Annotated in this window: 9 protein-coding genes; 4 read left to right on the top strand and 5 right to left on the bottom strand. The window is 63.0% G+C overall.

Annotation, left to right across the window (positions count from 1 at the left end; all coding sequences use genetic code 11):
• The 3 genes from AC1DWA_RS22240 to AC1DWA_RS22230 form a co-directional block, all read left to right on the top strand.
• A partial coding sequence (locus AC1DWA_RS22240) for an amino acid adenylation domain-containing protein (protein ID WP_477917036.1) occupies window positions 1-12,284 on the top strand: 12,284 nt, incomplete at its 5' end.
• Window positions 12,285-12,370: 86 nt separating this feature from the next.
• Window positions 12,371-13,393, top strand: coding sequence for an alpha/beta hydrolase (locus AC1DWA_RS22235; RefSeq protein ID WP_046378652.1), 1,023 nt, complete (start codon window positions 12,371-12,373; stop codon window positions 13,391-13,393).
• A gap of 102 nt (window positions 13,394-13,495) precedes the next feature.
• Entirely contained in the window at window positions 13,496-14,332 is an 837-nt protein-coding gene (locus AC1DWA_RS22230; protein WP_477846790.1) for a helix-turn-helix domain-containing GNAT family N-acetyltransferase, read from the top strand.
• 10 nt (window positions 14,333-14,342) lie between these two features.
• Here AC1DWA_RS22230 and AC1DWA_RS22225 read toward each other — a convergent pair whose 3' ends face one another.
• The 5 genes from AC1DWA_RS22225 to AC1DWA_RS22205 form a co-directional block, all read right to left on the bottom strand.
• Window positions 14,343-15,809, bottom strand: coding sequence for an FAD-dependent oxidoreductase (locus AC1DWA_RS22225; protein WP_069147166.1), 1,467 nt, complete (start codon window positions 15,807-15,809; stop codon window positions 14,343-14,345).
• Between the two features lie 87 nt (window positions 15,810-15,896).
• The gene (locus AC1DWA_RS22220; protein WP_003944075.1) at window positions 15,897-16,358 is read right to left on the bottom strand and encodes a carboxymuconolactone decarboxylase family protein; all 462 of its coding nucleotides are present in this window, start codon (window positions 16,356-16,358) and stop codon (window positions 15,897-15,899) included.
• Window positions 16,355-17,299 carry an NAD(P)-dependent oxidoreductase gene (locus AC1DWA_RS22215; RefSeq protein WP_080910676.1) on the bottom strand — a complete coding sequence of 315 codons (945 nt, stop codon included), beginning with the start codon at window positions 17,297-17,299 and terminating at the stop codon, window positions 16,355-16,357. Before AC1DWA_RS22215 ends, AC1DWA_RS22220 begins: the two co-directional genes overlap by 4 nt.
• Window positions 17,296-18,045 (bottom strand): SDR family oxidoreductase, encoded by a 750-nt coding sequence (locus tag AC1DWA_RS22210; RefSeq protein WP_317832667.1) that lies wholly within the window; start codon window positions 18,043-18,045, stop codon window positions 17,296-17,298. The genes AC1DWA_RS22215 and AC1DWA_RS22210 overlap by 4 nt, the downstream gene beginning before the upstream one ends.
• A 61-nt stretch (window positions 18,046-18,106) precedes the next feature.
• Window positions 18,107-19,573, bottom strand: a complete 1,467-nt coding sequence (locus tag AC1DWA_RS22205; RefSeq protein WP_477917034.1) for an aldehyde dehydrogenase — start codon at window positions 19,571-19,573, stop codon at window positions 18,107-18,109.
• Window positions 19,574-19,802: 229 nt separating this feature from the next.
• Here AC1DWA_RS22205 and AC1DWA_RS22200 point away from each other — a divergent pair, with 229 nt between their 5' ends.
• Window positions 19,803-20,660 carry a mycofactocin-coupled SDR family oxidoreductase gene (locus tag AC1DWA_RS22200; protein WP_317832671.1) on the top strand — a complete coding sequence of 286 codons (858 nt, stop codon included), beginning with the start codon at window positions 19,803-19,805 and terminating at the stop codon, window positions 20,658-20,660.
• Window positions 20,661-20,694: the final 34 nt, after the last annotated feature.

Raw genomic sequence — 20,694 nt, 5'->3', positions numbered from 1 at the left:
TTATGGTGCCGTCGGTGGTTGTGGTGTTGGGGGAGTTTCCGGTGACGGTGCATGGGAAGTTGGACCGTAAAGCCCTCCCGGACACTACTTTTACAGCCGCGGACTATCGGACGCCGAGCACACGGGCCGAAGTTATGGTCGCTCGAGCCATCGCCGAGGTGCTCGATCTCGACCAGGTGGGCGCCGACGACAATTTCTTCGAATTGGGTGGAGACTCGCTCAGCGCCACTCGCGTCGCAGCGCGCATCAGATCCGAATCGAGCACGAATGTCGGGGTGAAGGCCTTGTTCGACACTCCCGTGGTCGCTGATCTGGCGGCATCGATCGATCAGCTGCAAGCTGTGCTGCGAGGTTCAGGGCTGGAAGGTTCGGGGCCGGAAGGTTCGAGGATTTCAGAAATCGCGGGTAAGACCCGGCCAGAACATATTCCGCTATCGCTCTCACAGGCGCGCATGTGGTTCGTCAACCAGTTCGACACCTCGTCTCCGCTTTACAACATCCCCGTCGCACTACAACTGGACGGCTTCCTGGATTCGGGTGCGCTCCAAGCCGCACTGGGTGATGTGGTGGAACGGCACGAAACCCTTCGAACGATCTTCCCGACGTCCGCGAACGGGCCCCACCAGGTGATCGCCGAACCAGCGCTCGCTGCTCCTCGAATCCACCCCGTCCCGATTTCCGGTGAGCGGCTTTTTACGGATTTGCACGCGTTCTTCGACGTCGGATTCGATGTGGCCGAAGAGTTCCCGCTGCACGTGAGGTTACTCCGAATCGGGCCGGAGCAGCATGTTCTTGCGATCGTCGTCCACCACATCGCCGCGGACGGTTTCTCGATGGCGCCACTGGCACGTGACCTGATGCGCGCCTATACATCCCGTGCTCAGGAGCAGAATCCGGACTGGGAGCCACTGCCCATCCAGTATGCCGACTACAGCCTGTGGCAGCGGGAGATCCTCGACGCAGAAGTTGGTCCGGGAACGTCGACGTCGGATGAATTCGATTACTGGACAGCGAAGCTGTCGGATATTCCAGAAGTCTTGCCGCTCCCTCTCGATCGACCACGAACGCCGAAACGGTCTACCGAGGGCGCGGTGGTTTCGATGGACTTCTCACCCGAGATCCATCGAGTTTTGACCGACCTCGCACACCAGAATGGTGCGTCCCTGTTCATGGTGATGCATGCGGCGCTCACGGTGTTGCTGGCACGGCTTTCGGCGTCGGACGACGTAGTGATCGGCACTCCGGTCGCAGGGCGCGGTGCTTCGGTGTTCGACGATGTGGTCGGGATGTTCGTCAACACGCTCGTGCTTCGCACACCCGTCGAATCCGGAGCAACCTTTGCCGAGGTGTTGGCCGCGGTGCGGTCAACGGATCTCGGTGCACTCGACCATGCAGACATTGCCTTCGAGAGGTTGGTGGATCACCTCTCGCCCGACCGTTCCACCGCGCATTCACCCCTCTTTCAAGTACTCCTCGAATTCCAGACCGATACGGGACTGCGCTTCGAATTGCCGGAACTGACGGCTCGCTCGCTCGACATCGATCTTGCGGTTGCAAAATTCGATCTACAACTGAGTGTGATGGAACACGTCGACGAGCACGGTGTGCCGGCCGGTATCAGCGCCGGTTTCCGTTATGCAACAGATATTTTCGATCGAGTATCGGTGACGCGCATCGCGGAGCGCTTCGAGAGAGTGATCGGCGCCGTGATCGAGGATCCGTCGGCAGTCGTCGGCGACATCGACATACTTCTGGCCGGCGAATACAGCGAGATGCTGGTTGCGCCATCGGCCTCGGCCTCGGGTTCGGCCTCGGTCTCGGGCGTCGGAACCCACGAGGATTCGCTGTCGGATCTCTTCGATTGTGCGGTGCCGACGTCCGGTGATGCCGTGGCGGTGCGCTGCGACGGTTTGTCCGTCACCTACCGCGAACTCGACGAGCGAGCAAACCGCCTCGCTCGACTGTTGGTGGCTCAGGGTGTGGTGCCGGAAACCCTGGTGGCAGTCGCGATGACCCGCTCGATCGACCTGGTGGTGGCATTGCTGGCGGTGGTGAAGGCGGGTGGCGGATACATACCGGTGGACCTGACTTCTCCGGTCGACCGGGTGGACTTCGTGCTGCGTGACTGCGCGCCGAAGTGTGTGCTGACCACTTGGGCCGACGGCGCCGACATACGAGACAGTGACGCAATCGCAGACAACGAGATTCCAGTGATTGCCGTGGACGACCCGGCGATTCTCGAAGCGCTGCGTAGGAGTTCTCCGTTTCCGGTGACCGACCAAGACCGGCTGCTACCGCTCCGACCCGATTCGGTGGCCTACGTGATTTACACCTCGGGGTCTACTGGGCGTCCGAAGGGGGTGCAGGTTTCCCACCGCAGCGTCGTGACGTTGCTGGCAAACACCCGAGCGCTCTTCGGCTTCGACAGCGGCGATGTGTGGACGATGTTCCATTCCGAGGCATTCGACTTCTCGGTCTGGGAAATGTGGGGCGCACTCGCACACGGTGGCCGGCTCGTACTGGTCGACTACTTCACGGCCCGTTCACCAGAGGCATTCCTCGAATTGCTACGGCACGAACGTGTCACGGTGCTCAATCAAACTCCCACTGCCTTCTATCAATTGGCGGAAGCCGACCGGCGTATCGGGAGCGCGGCCCTGTCATTGCGCTACGTGATCTTCGGTGGAGAAGCCCTCGACTTCGGACAGTTGACGCGCTGGTACGCCCGCCGCGGGACTTCGTCACCAGATCTGGTGAACATGTACGGCATCACGGAGACCACGGTGCACGTCAGCCACCTACCGCTCGATCGTGAGCTGGCGCGTGACGGATCGGCCTCGGTGATCGGTCGGGCGTTGCCCGGATTGCGTGTGTATGTGTTGGATCAGCGGTTGCACCCGGTGCCGCCCGGTGTGGTGGGTGAACTGTATGTCTGCGGCGATCAGGTTTCACGCGGATACCTCGGCCGGTCCGGTCTGACCTCCGCGCGGTTCATTCCCGATCTCACCGTCAGTGGGGCGCGTATGTATCGATCCGGTGACCTGGGGCGCTGGAACGACAGCGGGCAGCTGGAGTACCTCGGACGAAACGATCTGCAGGTGCAGGTGAAGGGGTACCGAATCGAACTCGGCGAGGTGGAGGCTGCGCTGCTCTCCAGAGTGGGCGTGTCTCAGGCGGCGGTCGTGGCTCGCAGAGACCGGTTGGTGGGCTACGTGGTGCCGGAGGCCGTTGCCACTGTCTCTCCGGCGGCGTTGCTCGAGTATCTCTCACAGAGGTTGGCGGCACACATGGTCCCCGCTGTCGTGACGGTTCTCGAGGCGTTGCCGCTGACGGTGAACGGCAAACTCGACCGGAAAGCGTTGCCTGAACCTGACTTCGGGCTACAGACAACCGTGAGTCGTGGCCCCGCCTCCGAGACGGAAAGCATCCTTGCGGGCCTGTTCGCCGAGGTTCTGGGACTCGGCGAGGTGGGGGTCGACGATTCGTTCTTCACTCTCGGCGGTGACTCGATCATGTCCATCCAGTTGGTGACGCGAGCCAAGTCTGCCGGAGTTTTGATCTCACCGCGCGAGGTATTCGAACGCAAAACCGTTGCGGCGCTGTCCGAGACGGCCGGTACGTCTGGCGGTCACGCTGTTCTCGACGAGTTGCCCGGTGGCGGCGTCGGGGAGATCGAGTTGACACCGATCGCGGAATGGATGCTCGATCGCGGCGGAGACTTTCGGCGGTACTCACAATCTGTTCTCCTCGCGGTTCCTGCCACGCTCGACGAGGTCACGCTGACACAGGCGATGCAGGCCGTGCTGGACCACCACGACATCCTCCGCGCGGGCATCCGGGCGACGCTGCATCCTGAATCCGCTCGGCGGATGGACGTTGCGCCAGCAGGTACGGTGCGGGCGGAGACCGTCGTACGCCACGCGAGCCTGGAGGGTGCTGCCGCGGAGACGGTTTCGGCAGAACTCGACGCAGCTCTGGGGCGGCTCGACCCGGAGACAGGTGTGATGGTGCAGGCAGTCCTGCTCGACACCGACGGACAGATTCAAAAGGAAGGACAGCGCCAGAAACGGTTGCTACTGGTAGCGCATCACCTGGTGACGGACGGTGTTTCCTGGCGAATCCTGATCCCCGATCTTGCACTTGCTTGTGCGCAGGTGCAATCAGGCGTCGGCCCGTCACTGTCTCCGGTCGGGACCTCGATGCGTCGATGGGCACGTGGCCTCGTCGACGCCGCGCGCGAGCCGGATCGGGTTGCTGAACTCGACTATTGGCGAGAAGTGCTCGAGGGTCCCGATCCGATTCTGGGTGTGCGCGCCCTGACGAAGAGGGACACCGCCTCGGCCACCACTGACATCGAAGTACGAGTTCCCACGGCATTGACCGAGGCCGTGTCGACGACAGTGCCGCAGGCGATTCACGGGAGCGTCGAGGACGGATTGTTGACGGCTTTGGCTCTTGCGATGGTCCGCTGGCATAGGGAGCGCGGGATCGACAATCCGGAGACATTGATCAGCCTCGAGGGACACGGACGCGAGGAACAGGTGGTTCCCGGGGCAGATCTTGCTCGCACAGTGGGATGGTTCACGTCGATCTTCCCGGTGCGGATCGATCTGAGCGGAGTGGATCCGAGCGACGCCTTCGCCGGCGGTCCGGCTGCGGGCGTCGCTGCCAAGGCCGTCAAGGAACAACTCCGGGCGGTGCCGGACCGCGGCATCGGCTTCGGGTTGCTGCGCTATCTGAACCGCGAAACGGCACAGACACTTTCGCAACTTCCGGAGCCCCAGATCAGTTTCAACTACCTCGGACGCGTCGGTGGATCCGAGGCCGACGCTTCAGCGGGATGGGTACCGATCCGCGACGAGAACTTGCGGACGGTTACGGCCGTCGATCTCCCACTCGCCGGCGTCCTCGAGGTCAACGTGATGACCGTCGACGACAGCGACACCGACAACAGTGATACCGAGGACGGCCCGCAGCTCGTTGCCAGCTGGACGTTCCCACCGGACATTCTGGGCGCGGATGACGTTCGGCAACTGGCGCAGTGGTGGCTCGACGCATTGGTCGGGCTCGGAGAGTACGCGACGGACAGCGGCGGATTCACACCCTCGGACTTCGATCTGGTCGATCTTCGACAGGACGCGGTCGACGACCTCGAAAGCCGGTGCCCCGACCTGAGCGACGTCTGGTCGCTCTCTCCATTGCAAGCGGGGTTGTTGTTCCATGCCGAACTGGCCGAACGATCGGTCGACGCATACCTCGTACAAGTGGCTCTCGATCTAGCCGGCGCAGTCGATTCGGAGCGCCTGCGTCGCGCCGCCGACGCGCTGCTCCACAGGCATGAGAACCTGCGTACCGCCTTCCTTCACGGCGCGGACGGCCGTGCCGTCCAGGTGGTCCGAAGCGCCGTGGCAGCGCCGTGGCAGGAAATCGACCTCACTGGTGCAACAGATCAGGATCTTGATCGAGCACTGGCGGAGGACCGAGCGCGCCCGTTCGACATGGCGCAGGCGCCGTTGATCAGATTCACCCTGATTGCTCTCGCCCCCGAAAAGWTCACGCTGGTGCTCACCAACCATCACATCCTTCTGGACGGCTGGTCCATGCCACTGCTGATCCGGGAGTTGGCGACGCTCTATGCCGCTGACGGTGAAGTGGCGGCCTTGCCTCACGCGCGCGCGTATCGCGACTATCTGACCTGGATGAGCCGCCGCGATCAGCAAGCTTCTCGAGCTGTATGGGCGAGGACGCTGAGCGGAGTCGAAGGACCGACGCTGTTGGCTCCGGCGGTTCGATCTCGTCGACTCTCCACCATGGCGGCCGAGTGGGTGTTCGATCTGGACGAGGAGTTCACAACCTCACTTCGCGGGATGGCGCGTGAACTCGGACTGACGCTCAACACAATTGTTCAGGCATCGTGGGGGATCGTCCTCGCTGCACTGACCGGGAGAGACGATGTGGTGTTCGGGGCGACGGTGTCGGGTCGACCTCCCGAGCTGACCGGGATCGAAACCATGATCGGGCTGTTCATCAACACAATTCCGGTCCGTATCACTCTGCGCTCGAGAGAAAGTATCGGCACACTCCTCGCGCGGATCCAGGCCGAGCAAGCAGAGCTGTCGGATCACCACTATCTCGGGCTTTCCGAGATCCAAGTAGCCACGGGGCCGGAGACCGGATTCGATACGTTGACTGTCTTCGAATCGTATCCCGTTGACCGTCAGGGGCTTTCGTCCGATACCGATATTGCGGGGATCCGGATCGCCGATGTCGAAGCCAAGGACGCTGCCCACTACCCGCTCAGCCTGGTGGCATCGGTCGACACCAGACTCCGCCTGAAATTCGAGTACCTACCCGAGGTTTTCGGTGCCGCCGACATCGAAGAGATCGCCGGACGACTGCATCGTGTACTCGAAGCGTGTGCCCAGCCGGATCGCCCCTTGGCTGTGGTGTCGGTGCTCGCCCCGTCCGAACGTGCCGAATTGGTGCCGGCCCGTGGCACGGCTGGTGGGTCGTCTCGCATCTTCCCCGAGATCTTCGACGCGGCAGCCCAGCGTGATCCGAACGCGCTCGCCGTGGAATCGGCGGACGGCAGCCTGACCTACGGCGAGCTGGACATCGTCTCCAATCGCATTGCTCGCGTGCTGGTCTCGCGAGGACTGGGAACCGAGGACTACGTAGCAGTCGGTGTCCCACGTTCTCTCACGTCCGTGGTGTCGATACTTGCCGTCGCCAAGACGGGCGCTGCTTTCGTGCCGATCGATCCCGCCTATCCCGACGAGCGGATCAATCACATGCTGATCGATTCGAAGGTCAGCTTCGGATTGACCACCACCGCGGGCCGAGATCGATTGCCCGATATCGCGGAGTGGCTGATTCTCGACGATCCGCATTTCACGAAGAAGTGCGAGGACTTCTCGGGGAGCCCGTTGACCGACAACGACCGACTCCGTCCGATCGGGTTGGATTCAGCTGCCTACGTGGTGTACACCTCGGGGTCGACCGGCGTGCCCAAGGGAGTCGTGGTCACACAGCGAGGGCTCGACAACTTCGCCCGAGACCAGGTCGAACGCTACGGCGCAACTCCACAATCACGCACGCTGCACTTCTCCACTCCGAGTTTCGACGGGTCGCTCTTCGAATATCTGCAGGCTTTCGGCGCCGGGGCGACGATGGTTATCGCTCCACCCGGGATCTACGGGGGCGAGGACCTGGCGCAGCTTCTGGCCGAGCACGCCGTCACGCACGCGTTCATCACCACGGCGGCATTGGCAACGGTGGACCCGGGTGGGCTGGAACAACTTTCGGAAGTCGTATTCGGGGGCGAGGCGTGCCCACCCGATCTCGTCGCTCGCTGGGCACCTGGCCGCCGCCTGTACAACGCGTACGGACCGACCGAAGCAACGATCATGTCCAACGTCAGTCCGCCCATGACCGCCGGGGAACRCATCACGATCGGTGGACCTGTCAGTGGCGTCAGTGAACTGGTGCTCGACGCTCGACTTCAAGCGGTTCCCGTCGGGGTCCCCGGCGAGCTGTATCTGGCCGGACCAGGCGTGGCGCGGGGATATCACCGAAGGCCGGGGTTGACGGCAGAGCGCTTTGTTGCCAATCCGGCCGACCCAGGAACGCGGATGTACCGCACCGGCGACATCGTGCGATGGACGGCGGACATGTGTGTCGAGTACGTCGGGCGAAGCGACTTCCAGGTCAAGGTTCGAGGCTTCCGTGTCGAACTCGGTGAGATCGACAGTGTGCTGATGGCGGAGCCCAACGTCGGATTTGCCGTTACGGTTGCCGATTCCGCCCCCACCGGAGACACCCGACTGGTGTCGTACGTCATGCCCACCGCGGGTCGACTGGACACCAGGCTCCTGATTCGCGCCGTGGCCCGGCGCTTGCCTTCGCACATGGTGCCTGCCGTTCTCACGGTGCTGGAGAACATACCATTGACCGCTGTCGGAAAAGTTGACCGTTCGGCATTGCCCAGCCCCGAAATCGAGACGACCACAGGGGATTTCCGTCCCCCTGTCGGCCCGGTCCAACAGGCAGTGTCGGACGTGTTCGCCGAGGTGCTCGGCCTCGAACGAGTCGGTACCGACATCAGTTTCTTCGAGCTCGGTGGAAATTCTCTGAGCGCCACTTCGGTCGCGGCGAGGCTACGGGCGGTGCTCGGAGCTACCGTCGGCGTGCGGGACCTGTTCGATACGCCGACGGTGGCCGAGTTGGCTACGGTGATCGACCAGTCGGTCGCCGAACGGTCGGAGCGACTGGAACCGCGCCCCCGACCCGACAACATCCCCTTGTCGTTTGCTCAGCAGCGGATGTGGTTCGTCAATCAACTCGACACCAGTTCTCCTGCATACAACATTCCGCTCGTGGTGCGGTTGAGCGGTGAACTCGACAAACCGGCCTTGAGATCAGCGATGTCCGATGTCATCGCCCGCCACGAATCGCTGCGAACGATGTTCCCGGTCCACGGCGACGGACCGGTCCAGCACATCGTGCCCACCGAAAGCGCCGCGCTGCCACAACTGGCCGAGACATCGGTGACCGACGAACATCATCTCCGTGACGAGCTTGCCCGAATGGTCTCGGCCGGTTTCGACGTCGCCGCACGAATTCCCCTGCGGGCAGCGTTGTTCACCATCGATGAGCGCGAACACGTACTTGCCGTAGTGGTGCACCACATCTCGGCTGACGGCTTCTCGATGTCTCCACTGACCCGAGACGTGATGATTGCATACGAGGCCCACGCGTACGGCAGGGAACCCCAGTGGACGCCGCTTCCAGTCCAGTACGCCGACTTTGCGCTCTGGCAACGGGAGATTCTGGGCTCCGGCGACGACCCTGGGTCGGTGATCACCGAGCAGTTGGCTTACTGGCGACGCGCACTGTCAGGCGCTCCCGACCTCTTGGAACTTCCCCTCGATCGAGACCGGCCGACACAACAGAGTTTTCACGGCTCGCGGATTCACTTCTCGATCAGCAGTGATCTTCACCGCCGTATCCGAGACGTGTCGAGGCAGCAAGAGTCCACTGCATTCATGACTGTGCATGCAGCGCTCGCGCTCTTGCTGGCACGTTTGGGCAGCACCGACGACATCGTGATCGGAACGCCGATCGCCGGCCGGGGAGATCGTGCCCTCGATGATCTGGTCGGCATGTTCGTCGGCACGCTCGCACTGCGCACACAGGTCGACCCGGCTCAATCGTTCCGGGAGTTGGTTGCGCATTGCCGCGAAGTCGACCTCGCCGCGTTCGCGCATTCCGACGTTCCCTTCGAGCGGGTAGTGGACGCGGTCGGGCCGAAACGGTCGAGCGCCTATGCACCGATTTCCTCGGTGTCGCTGGAATTCCAGAACAACGATCGGCCGATTCTGAAGCTGGCGGGACTGGAAGTCCGCGGGATCGACCCAGAACTCGAGGTAGTGAAGGTAGACCTGGAATTCCTCCTCGCCGAAGAGTACGACGATCGCGGTGCACCGGGAGGAATGAGCGGAGCCGTCGACTTTGCCACCGATCTCTTCGACCCCGGTACGGTCAGCGGGTTTGCCGACATGTTCGTTCGTGTACTCGAGGCCGTGACCCGGAATCCGCAGGCACCGATCGGTGACATCGATCTACTCGGCGATCTTGAACGTCGCGAGTTGACGCCGGCGCATGGGCTCCCCGAAGTACCTCCGAAATTGTGGCCTGAGTTGTTGGCGGACGCCGTGGCGATCGATCCGGACTCGGTGGCCCTGTCGCTCGAGAACCGGCAGCTCAGTTATCGCGACCTGGACGAGTGGTCGAATCGTGTTGCCCGGGAGTTGTGCGGTCGCGGTGTGGGCCCGGAGACCTTCGTGGCACTGGGAATGCCTCGCTCGATCGAATCGGTGGTGGCGATCTGGTCGGTGACCAAAGCCGGAGCGGCTTTTGTGCCTGTCGATCCGGCCTATCCGCGCGAGCGCGTCGAATACATGCTCGCCGATTGCCGAGCCTCGCTCGGTTTGACCGTTCAGTCCAGCCGAACTCACCTACCCGACGTTGTTCCCTGGCTGGAACTCGACGACCCACAATTCGCCCGGCGGGTAGCCGCGCTGTCGCCGGAACCGATCACCGATGACGATCGAACCGGTGAACTGAACCTCGATCATCCGGCCTACCTGATCTACACCTCGGGATCTACGGGGAAACCCAAGGGAGTGAACATTACTCATCGAGGTTTGGCGAGCTTCACGGCCGAAACTCGTGAGAGGTTCGAGGTCACTCACGACTCTCATGTCTCACAGTTGGCATCGCCGAGTTTCGACGCTTCCATCTTCGAGTTGACGATGGCATTCAGCGCCTCGGCGCAAGTCGTGATCGTTCCGCCTGCTGTGTACGGTGGCGCCGAATTGGCCGATGTTTTCCGGCGCGAGCAGGTCACTCATGCCACCATTACACCGACCGCGCTGGCGGCGTTGGGGGACAACGGTTTCGAGGCGCTCCGTGTTCTCGATCTGGTGGGCGAGGCCTGCCCGCCGGAGGTCGTCGCGCAATGGGCGCCGGGTCGGAGGCTGCACAACGGCTACGGCCCGACTGAAACCACCGTGCAGGCGAGTGTCAGCGATTCGATGAAACCCGGTGCGGGAGTGAACATCGGCTCGCCGGCAGTGGGCTTCGGCTTCCTGGTGCTGGACGAGCGTTTGCAGCCCGTACCGGTGGGCGTGCCGGGGGAGTTGTACATCATCGGCCCAGGTATGGCACGTGGGTACCATAATCGGGCGTCGCTCACGTCGGAACGATTTGTCGCTTGCTTGTACGGGTCGCCGGGGCGCCGGATGTACCGCACCGGAGATGTCGTGCGTTGGCGTGAATCCGGCGGTGACAGTGCCAAAATCGTTGGTTCCGGCGATGGAGTGCATCACACACTCGAATACATCGGGCGCAGCGACTTCCAGGTCAAGGTCCGTGGTTTTCGGATCGAACTCGGGGAAATCGATGCAGTTCTCTCACGCCATCCGTCGGTGGACTTCGCCGCAACTGTCGGCTACACGGGACCGTCGGGTGAAACGGTCCTGGTGTCGTACGTGCGTACGTCAGCTGCCGACGCCTCGAACAGCGACGAGATACGGGCGTACGCAGCCGACCGCCTTCCCTCGCACATGGTTCCGTCGGCAGTGGTATTTCTCGAGCGGATTCCGATGACACCGGTGGGCAAGCTCGACCGAAAGGCTCTACCGGAACCCGAATTCAGTTCGGTTGCAGCCGAGTTCCGCGAGCCGGTCACCGACACCGAGCGCGCCGTGGTCGACTCGTTTGTCGAGGTTCTGGGTGTCAGCCGGGTGAGCACTACCGACAGCTTCTTCGACCTGGGCGGGTCCTCCCTGGTAGCCACCCGAATCGTCAGCGCACTGCACTCCCGTTTCCAACGCAGAATTCCGCTTCAGTGGATGTTCCTCGACCCGACACCCGCTGGAATCGCTCGACGCCTCGACATGCCGACAGTGGACGCCGGCATGGAAGAGCTTCTCGCCGTGGTTGTTCCGCTGCGGACAGAAGGAAGTGGGAGACCGCTGTTCTGTGTGCACCCTGGTATCGGCCTGTCATGGGGGTACGCCGGCTTGGTGCGGTATCTGCCCGAGGACCGACCGGTGTACGGACTTCAGCTACCCGCACTCAGCGACGACGGTGACTATCAGTCGATCGAACAGTTGGCGCATCGCTACGTCGAAGAGATGGAAGCCGTTTCGCCGGACGGGCCGTACGACTTGCTCGGTTGGTCCCTCGGCGGAGTCATCGCGCACGCCATGGCCGTCGAACTGCAATCGTCCGGCCGCGAAGTTGCCACACTGACGATGATGGACAGCTACCCCGACAACGGCGATGCCTCTGCGTCAGCCGCACTCGACGTCCGAGACCTACTGCGAGGACTCGGCCTCGAGATCGAGACCGACCGAGATCTGACCTTCGACGAGGCGGCGGCCGTGCTGGCCCGGAGGCTCGGGCCCGAGACGGGAGTCGACGGTCGGGACCTCGAGCGGATTGCCAGAGGGTACGAGACTTCGCAGAGAATCACGCACCAGTTCGTTCCCCAGATCTACGAGGGAGACCTGCTGATCTTCCCGGCTGACGGAAAAGACGACAGGATTCCGCGGGAGAGGTCGCCACAGGAATGGCGTCCGCTCGTGACAGGCCGGATCGTGGAGGTACCGGTGCGATGCGGACACAACGAGATGATCGAGGCACCGGCCATGGCGGTCATCGGACCGGAGATGGCTCGGGTGCTCTCGATGTTTTCCGGATACTCCGAACGGGCATGACAACTTGAAGCCACCGAGCCGCACGCCCGTGAAGCGAGCGCCACCGAGCTGTTGCCGGGCACCGCAATCGAGCACGAGGAGCGGCAATGAGAAGGATCGGACGTACTCGGGCGATACTGGTCGTCGCCCTCGTCGCATGGACGGGATTGTTCGGTGAAGCGGCGCTTGCCTCGGCTGATCAGGCGCGAACATCCCCTCCAGACAGTTCAGCTCTCGATCACGTCGAGGAGATCAACGCCCGTCAGCTGACGATGTACGTCTACTCCGCTGCAATGGACAAAGTGATCCCACTCGAGGTGATTCGGCCGGCAGACACGAGTGCGCCCCGGCCGACTCTCTACCTGCTCAACGGCGCGGGCGGAGGCGAGGACACGGCGACGTGGCAGACACGCACAGACGTCGTCGACTTCTTCGGCGACAAGAACGTCAACGTCGTCAACCCGATCGGCGGTGCCTACAGCTACTACACCGACTGGGAGAAGCCCGATCCTGTTCTCGGGCTGAACAAGTGGACCACGTTCCTCACCGAGGAGTTGCCACCGATCGTCGATGCCACGCTCGGGACTACGGGTGTGAATGCCGTCGCCGGATTGTCGATGGCAGGAACCTCCGTTCTGAGCCTGGCCGAGGCGGCGCCATCCGTTTACCGTGCCGTCGGCGCCTTCAGCGGGTGCGCCGAGACGAGTACTCAACCCGGTCAGGACTACGTGAGATTCGTCGTCGGATTCCGCGGCGGCAACGTGGACAACATGTGGGGTCCTCCCGGCGGTCCGGGCTGGGTAGCCAACGATCCTGTGGTCAACGCCGAGAGATTGCGGGGGGTCGACCTCTACATCAGCAATGGATCGGGCCTGCCCGGCCCACACGAGAATCTGGGCGGACCGATGGTCAACGGCGACCTCGGCGTTCTGGCGAACCAGGTGATCGTGGGTGGAGTCATCGAGGCCGGGACGAACCAGTGCACCCAGCGTTTGGCCGAGCGGCTCGATTCCCTGGGCATCCCGGCCACCTATGATTTCCGGGCAACTGGCACTCACTCCTGGGGTTATTGGCAGGACGATCTTCACAACTCGTGGTCGATGATTGCCGAGTCGATCGGTGCGCGTTAGCCGGTGAACCCGAGGATCGGCGGCTGAGTTGTTTCTCACTTCGGGGCCCGCTCGCCCCACCTAGCCGACCGAACTGCAGGTCAGCGGCGTTATAGTCGCCCTATGAGTTCAGAAACACTCGCGCCCCTCGACACCGATGTACTTGCGCGCAGGTTTGCGTGCCTTGGTGATCCGACGCGGCTGCGAGTGCTCCGACTCGCTGCCGGCGGTCCGATCGACGTCGACACGATTGCACACGCCGCATCACTCGAGCCGTCGGCGCTGAGTGCTCACCTCGAGGCCTTGATCGAGGTCGGTTTTGTCGAGGCTTCGGTGCGTGAAGGCACTTCGGTTGTCAGTGTTGCCGGAACGGCATACTCCGATCTGATGGCAGCGGCCGCCGTTGTGGCTGCGCGTGGCCCGGTCGAAGACACACTGGGAGTTCTTCCCGACGATGTGGTGCTTCGCCGCATGGAATCCGGCGACTGGGATGCCGTGCGCTCGATCTACCGAGAAGGAATCGACACCGGAACCGCGACGTTCACCACGTCGGTGCCGTCAGCCGAGAAGCTCGACGCGCAATGGTTGCCCGATCATCGATGGGTCGCCGAGATCGACGGCCGAGTCGAAGGCTGGGCGAGCCTGAGCCCGGTGTCCTCGCGTGATTGCTACCGAGGGGTCGCCGAGAACTCCATCTACATCGGTAGCGGTGCTCGCCGGCGCGGCGTAGGCAAGCTGCTGCTTCGCCGACAGGTGCAAGCCGCCGACGCCAGTGAGATCTGGACGGTGCAGTCGTCGATCTTCCCGGAGAACCGGGCGAGTGTCGCCTTGCATCAGGCCGTCGGATTCCGAATCGTCGGCACTCGCTCGCGTATCGCTCAACTCGGTGGCAGGTGGCGTGACACGTTGTTCCTCGAACGTCGCAGCGAGGATGCTGACATTGAGGATGCTGACATTTGATAAGAGACGCTCAGCCCTTGGCAGCGCTGATTCCCGCGCGTCGCCCGTAGAAGCTGCCGTCACCGAGGGACGTTCCGGAGGCGTATCCACCGGCGCAGACGCCGGCGGTGCAGCGTCCAGCGGCAAACAAACCCGGGATCGGTTCGCCGGAGACGTGGATGACCTCCGAGTTGATCGACGTGCGCAGGCCGCCGAGCGTGAATCCGGCGGTGAAATTGCGAAGGTCGAGCGCAGCGACGGGTGAGCCGATCGGCTTGACCCACTCCTTCTTCTTACCGAGTACCGGGTCTTCACCACGGGCGGCGTGCCGGTTGTAGACCTCGACGGTCGACTGAAGGGTGCCTTCCGGCAGGCCCATGTCGGATTCGAGTTCCTCGACGGTCTCGGCCACCCACTTGGGCTGGAATCTGAAGAACGGTGTGGAACTGTCGGCGGCGCAGCCCTCTTCGTAGGAAGCTTCGTCGATGATCAGGTAGGCCTGATTCTCGTTGCGCAGCAGCGTCTCCTGGCCGATTCTTCCCGGGTACGTGTCTTCGTTGACGTAGCGCTGGCCGCGTCCGTTGACCAGGATGCCGCGGATCATCAACTGGGGGTCGCCGAAGAATGCGACCTCGGTTGCGTCCATGTGTGCGAGGTCGGCGCCGAGTGCCTGCGCCATCTGGATGGCCTTGCCGTCGTGCTCTTCGATAGCCGCACCGGGGCGCCCGATCAGCCGTGGGGCGTACGACTGGATCATCGCTTCGTTGTAGGCGAAGCTTCCCGTCGCCAATACGACACCCGTGCGTGCTCGAACTGCCACTTCCTTGCCGTACTGCTTGGCGATGATGCCGACTACTCGATCTCCGTCGACGACCAGGCGCTGGACTCGCATGTCGTATTCTGCTCGTACGCCGAGGATTTCGGCCGTCTCGATCAGTGGCTTCATCAACATGAAACCACCGCCCTTCTCCCCGGTGCGCTTGCCGCTCATCTGCGGCACGTGCCCGCGAGGGGCCGGTGTCGCGATCGTGTTGAACGGTGCCGAGTTCTCGCCGCCGGAATACATGAGTCCGTCGTCGAAGGGTGTTTCCCAGCCGGGTTGGCCGTAGAAACTTTCCTTGAACGGCACACCGTTGTCGACGAGCCAGTTGTAGTGCTCGACGCTACCTTCGCAGTAGTCGGTGATCTTCTCCTCGTCGGCGCCGGGCCCGAGTGCGGCCATCATGAATGATTTCATGTTGGCGGGGGAGTCCTCGAACCCGAGTGCCTGCTGCAACGGGGTCCCGCCGCCCAGATAGATGAATCCACCTGCCAGCGCCGCAGCGCCGCCCCAGCCGCTCGTGCGCTCGAGCACCAATACGTCGGCGCCCGCTCGCGCGGCCTCGATCGAAGCACTCACTCCGGCAATGCCGTAGCCGGCGACGACGACGTCAGCCTCGAAGTCCCACTGCTCGATGCTTGCGGCGGACTGCGGACGGATTGAGCTGGCCTCGGCCATGAATTCGGATCCTTCGTTCTTCTGGTTGGTTGGTGGGGGAATCGGTGGGTGTGATTGATGCCCTGATGGCAGTATCTCGACCGAAAGTCAGTCGGTGTCCGTTTTCGCGGAATCGGCCGCGGCCTTCTCCTTGGCGCGCGCGGCTTTACGTCTGTCGGCCTTCACGGCGATCAGCGCATTGTTGAGTCCGGTGGCCAGTGGCCAGCCGACGTAGTGGCACAGGAAGATCGCGGCCTCTTCGAACTGCTGCTCGGTCAACTCCTCGTTGTGGAGAGCAGCGTTGATCTGGATCTTTGCCACATCGTTCTGCCCCTGGGCGGTGATGGCACCGATCAGGAGTAGTCGTCGGTCACGCACCGACAGTCCCGGTCGCGTCCAGATGTCGGCAAAGAGGTGGTCGGCGGTGACCGCGAAGAAGTCGCCGGGAACGTCGGCGGGAAGCTCCCAGCCGTACACCTCGTTCATCTTCGCGACGCCACGAGCGCGGGCCTCGGAGATGCGGCTTTCGTCGGTTCCACCGGCATCGGTCATGTGAGTGGTGTCGGTCATGCGTGCTCCCGAGTAGTAGATGCCGAAGACGCCGTTGAAGGTTCGGCCAGCCTGTCTTCGCTGTCATTCCCGACGCCCAGACCGGCACCGAGTCCGGCGAGCGCAAGGTGCGCGAGCGGCAGGTCGAGATTCAGCCGATCACCGAGGTTGATGGCCAAGGCCAAGTCCTTCTCCCCGAGATTGCGAACATGCCGCAGTATCGAGAACCACGGGTCGTCCTCCGAGACCGGTGCGGTGGTGTCACGGAGCATGATCGCGCCCGCGCCACCAGTGATCGCATCGGTGTGCCTGACGACCTTTCCGAGCGTGCGGAGATCGAGTCCTGCTGCTTCGGCGAGTCGCGCGGCCTCGGTCGTGGCGGTGAACGAGACGAAGTGAAGAAGGTTGCGTGCGAGCTTCATTCGCGTTCCCGCGCCGACGTCACCGGCGTGAACCACCAGCTCGGCCCAGGATCCGAAGGGCTCGCGGACGGCTTCGAACGCAGCGTCGGAGCCGCCGATCATCACTGCCAGCCTGCCCTGCGCTGCGCCGCCGGCACCGCCACTGATCGGCGCGTCGACCAGCAGAACACCACGCTGTTGACAGATGTCAGCGAGTTCCACCGCCGTGGTGTCCGAGATAGTGGAGTGAATCGCGACGACAGTGCCTGGCTGTGCGGTCGACAGGATCCCGTGCGGCCCGCACACAACCTCGCGTACCTGCGCGTCGTCGAGCACCGTGACGGAGATGATGCTCGCCTGCGCTGCAACGTCGGCGGGCGTCGATGCCGCGCTCGCGCCCGCAGTGGTGAACGGTTCGAGCGCTTCTGCGCGGGCATCACACACCACCAGTCCTCCCGGCCAGTCCAGGAGGCGCTGCGCCATCGGCGCGCCCATGTTGCCTAGGCCGATGTATCCCAGTCTGGTTTTCGAAGCGCTGGCTTTCGGCGCCGATTCCGTCATGACCGGTACACCTGGCCTCCGTCGACGTTGAAGATCTGCCCGGTCACCCAGCCTGCGTCGTCGGAGAGAAGGAACAGGCACATGCCGACGAGATCCTCCGGCGTTCCCATGCGCTGCAACGGGATTCGCTTCACCATGTCCTTGACGATGTTGCCGGGGGTGACGGTTCGAGTCGCCTCCGTGTCGATGGGACCGGGAGCGATGGCGTTGATCCGGATGTTCGACCAGCCGAGTTCGGTCGCGAGTTGTTGTGTCAGGCTGTTGACGCCGGCTTTCGCGAGTCCGTAGTAATTCGAGTACAGCCAGGCTGCTGTGGAGGACTGGTTGACGATCGAACCGCCCTTCGCGCGCATATGAGGTACGACCGCCCGGCACACGTGCAAGGCGCCGTCCATGTTGACGCTCATGAACTTTCGGTAGTAGTCCCAGTCCACCGTCAACAGGGAATCGATCTTCATTCCGCCGTAGATGGCAGCGTTGTTCACCAGATGCTCGATGCTACCGAACTGCTCGATCGTGAAGTCGGCAAGTGCCGCAGTCGACTGCCCGTCGGCGACGTCGACGTCCTTGAACACGGCACTTCCACCGTCCGCCGTGATCTGCTTGGCGACAGCTTCACCGAGTTCGCGATTGAGGTCCGCCACGACCACGTTGGCCCCCTCTGCAGCCAGAGCGCGGGCATATGCCTCTCCGATACCCTGCGCTGCTCCGGTGACTATCGCGGTGCGACCGTCGAAACGTCCCATGTCGACCTACTTTCGTGGTGATGATTCTGTGGTGAAGGTGTGGGGGTGAGGGTGTGGAATGTCAGGAAGGTGAAGCGACGAGCTTGGTTTCGAGGTATTCCTCGAAACCGGCGAGGCCCATTTCGCGGCCGATCCCGGATTGTTTGTAGCCGCCGAACGGTGCGTCGGCCGAATACCAGACGCCGCCGTTGACGCTCAGCGTTCCGGTTCTGACACCGGCAACGACGTGCGCGACGCGATCGGGATCGGCGCCCCACACCGACCCGGACAGGCCGTAGGGGGAATCGTTGGCAATCCGGATAGCGTCGTCGTCGTTGTCGTACGGAATGATCACGAGAACGGGCCCGAAAATCTCCTCCTGCGCTACGCGAGACGAGTTGTCCAGCCCGGCAATGAGAGTGGGTTCGACGAAGAAGCCGCTCTGGTGATCGTCGGGTCGGCCTCCACCCGTCACGATCGTGCCGCCCTCTTCGACCGCGAGGGCGAGGTAGCTCTCCACCCTGGTGCGCTGTCGCGCGGAGAYGACCGGACCACACACCGTTCCGCGCGCGCTGGGGTCACCGGCTCGGATACCCGCCATCGCGGCGCAGGCCGCGGCCAGAGCATCTTCGTACCGAGCGCGCGGCACGAGAAGTCTGGTACTGAGTGCGCATCCCTGACCGGCATGAACGCACACGGAGAACGCGGCAACCGAGCATGCACCCTTGATGTCCGCGTCGTCGAGGACGATGAATGCGGACTTGCCCCCGAGTTCGAGGAAGACCTTCTTGAGGGTTTGCGCGGCCGTGGCCATCACCGTGCGTCCGGTGGCGGTGGAACCGGTGAAGGACACGAGATCGACGCGCGGATCGCTGCACAGCTGCGCGCCGAGAGAGTGATCTGTCGACGTCACCACGTTGACGACGCCCGCCGGGATCTCGGTTTCTTCTGCAATCACCTTGGCGACCAGCGCGGCGCACCAGGGCGTGTCCGGCGCGGGTTTGAGAACGATGGTGTTGCCGGCCGCGAGGGCGGGGCCGAGTTTGGCGAAATTGATCTGGTGCGGGAAGTTCCACGGTGTGATTGCGCCGACGACGCCGACCGCTTCCTTGAGCAGTCGGCGATGGGTCGGAATCCCCATGGGTGACGCGTGCCCGAGATCTTGTTCCCACGAATAGGTTTCGATCAGGTCAGCCCAGTAGCGAAGATCTTCGATCGGGCCTTCGAGTTGCGGACCGCTCGTCAGCATGACGGGTGCGCCGACCTCGGCGACGGTGATCTCACGCAACTCCTCGATGTGGGACTGGAGTGCGTCGCACAGTTGGCGCAGGCAGCGAGCGCGAAACCCGTGATCGCGTGCCCATTCGGTCTCGTCGAACGCACGGCGCGCCGCGGCAATGGCCGCGTCCATGTCCGCGGTGGTGCCTTCGGCCGCACGGCCGATCAGTTCCTCGGTGGCCGGGTTGAAAACTTCGAAGGTTCCACCGGATCCGGGAACCAGCTTTCCGTCGACGAGAAGTGCAGAACTGTCTGCGGGTCGAAGCGTCATAACGCGAACCCTCTCTTTCTGGACATGTGTCTGGACTCTAGTTCACACTCGTGGTTGAGGCAATGGTTTCTGGGGCATAAGAGATTTCGAGAGCGTCTCGGGATCTGGTTCGGTGAAAAGCGCCTCGTGTCCGGGGCGGCGCGGCTACGGTTCACCGCACATTCACAACCACGCCTTCACATCCACGCTTTCACATACACGCCTTCACGTACACGGGAGAGAGGTCGAAATGAACAGAGTTGACGGAAAAGTGGTGCTGGTGACCGGTGCTGCTCGAGGTCAGGGGCGCAGTCATGCCGTTCATCTCGCACGGGAGGGCGCGCACATCATCGCCTTCGATCTGTGCGCAGACATCGCCAGCAACGAATACCCGCTCGCCAGTCCTGCCGATCTCGAGGAAACGGCTCGACTGGTGAAAGAGACCGGACAGCAGGTGGTGACGGCACGTGTCGACGTCCGCGATCGCGCCGGACTCGAAACGGCACTTGCCGAGGCGGTAGGTCAGTTGGGCGGATTGCATGTCGTCGTGGCGAACGCCGGTATCTGTCCGCTCGGCAAGCACGTGTCGACTGCCGGTTTCGTCGACGCGTTCGATGTGAACTTTCTCGGTGTCGTCAATACAGTGCACGCGTCGATGGAATACCTCGGCGAAGGGGGTTCGATCATCGCGATCGGCTCTGTTGCCGGTCTGGTGCCACAGACCGGATTCAACGGGCAGCAGGCGCTCCAGGGTCCGGGTGGCGACGGATACGGACTGGCCAAGAAGCTGATTCAGGCATATACCAGTTCGTTGGCACTGACTCTCGGGCCGAGTTCCATTCGCGTCAACGCGATTCATCCGACCAACGTGAACACCGACATGTTGCAGAGCATGCCGATGTACCGCACGTTCCGTCCCGACCTCGAGAATCCGACCGCCGAGGATGCGGCAGCGACGTTCCCGTTCATGCAGGCGATGCCGACCCCGTGGGTCGAGCCCGCGGACATCTCGCATGCGGTCGTGTACCTGTCCTCGGACGAGTCGCGATTCGTCACCGGCCAGCAACTGCGCGTGGACGCTGGTGCCGGGATGAAGATCGGTCTGTAGTAGAACTTTTCGCTTCGTGGCTGCCTGTGAGTGG

The organism is Rhodococcus sp. P4_F3_2, assembly GCF_056401335.1.
Note: the sequence above shows the minus strand (reverse complement) of the source record. Positions and strands in the feature narration are given on the sequence as shown.

Coding starts and splice junctions, on each gene's coding strand:
- AC1DWA_RS22235 (WP_046378652.1), top strand. CDS start 12,371: ATGAGAAGGATCGGACGTACTCGGGCGATACTGGTCGTCGCCCTCGTC.
- AC1DWA_RS22220 (WP_003944075.1), bottom strand. CDS start 16,358: ATGACCGACACCACTCACATGACCGATGCCGGTGGAACCGACGAAAGC.
- AC1DWA_RS22230 (WP_477846790.1), top strand. CDS start 13,496: ATGAGTTCAGAAACACTCGCGCCCCTCGACACCGATGTACTTGCGCGC.
- AC1DWA_RS22210 (WP_317832667.1), bottom strand. CDS start 18,045: ATGGGACGTTTCGACGGTCGCACCGCGATAGTCACCGGAGCAGCGCAG.
- AC1DWA_RS22225 (WP_069147166.1), bottom strand. CDS start 15,809: ATGGCCGAGGCCAGCTCAATCCGTCCGCAGTCCGCCGCAAGCATCGAG.
- AC1DWA_RS22215 (WP_080910676.1), bottom strand. CDS start 17,299: ATGACGGAATCGGCGCCGAAAGCCAGCGCTTCGAAAACCAGACTGGGA.
- AC1DWA_RS22200 (WP_317832671.1), top strand. CDS start 19,803: ATGAACAGAGTTGACGGAAAAGTGGTGCTGGTGACCGGTGCTGCTCGA.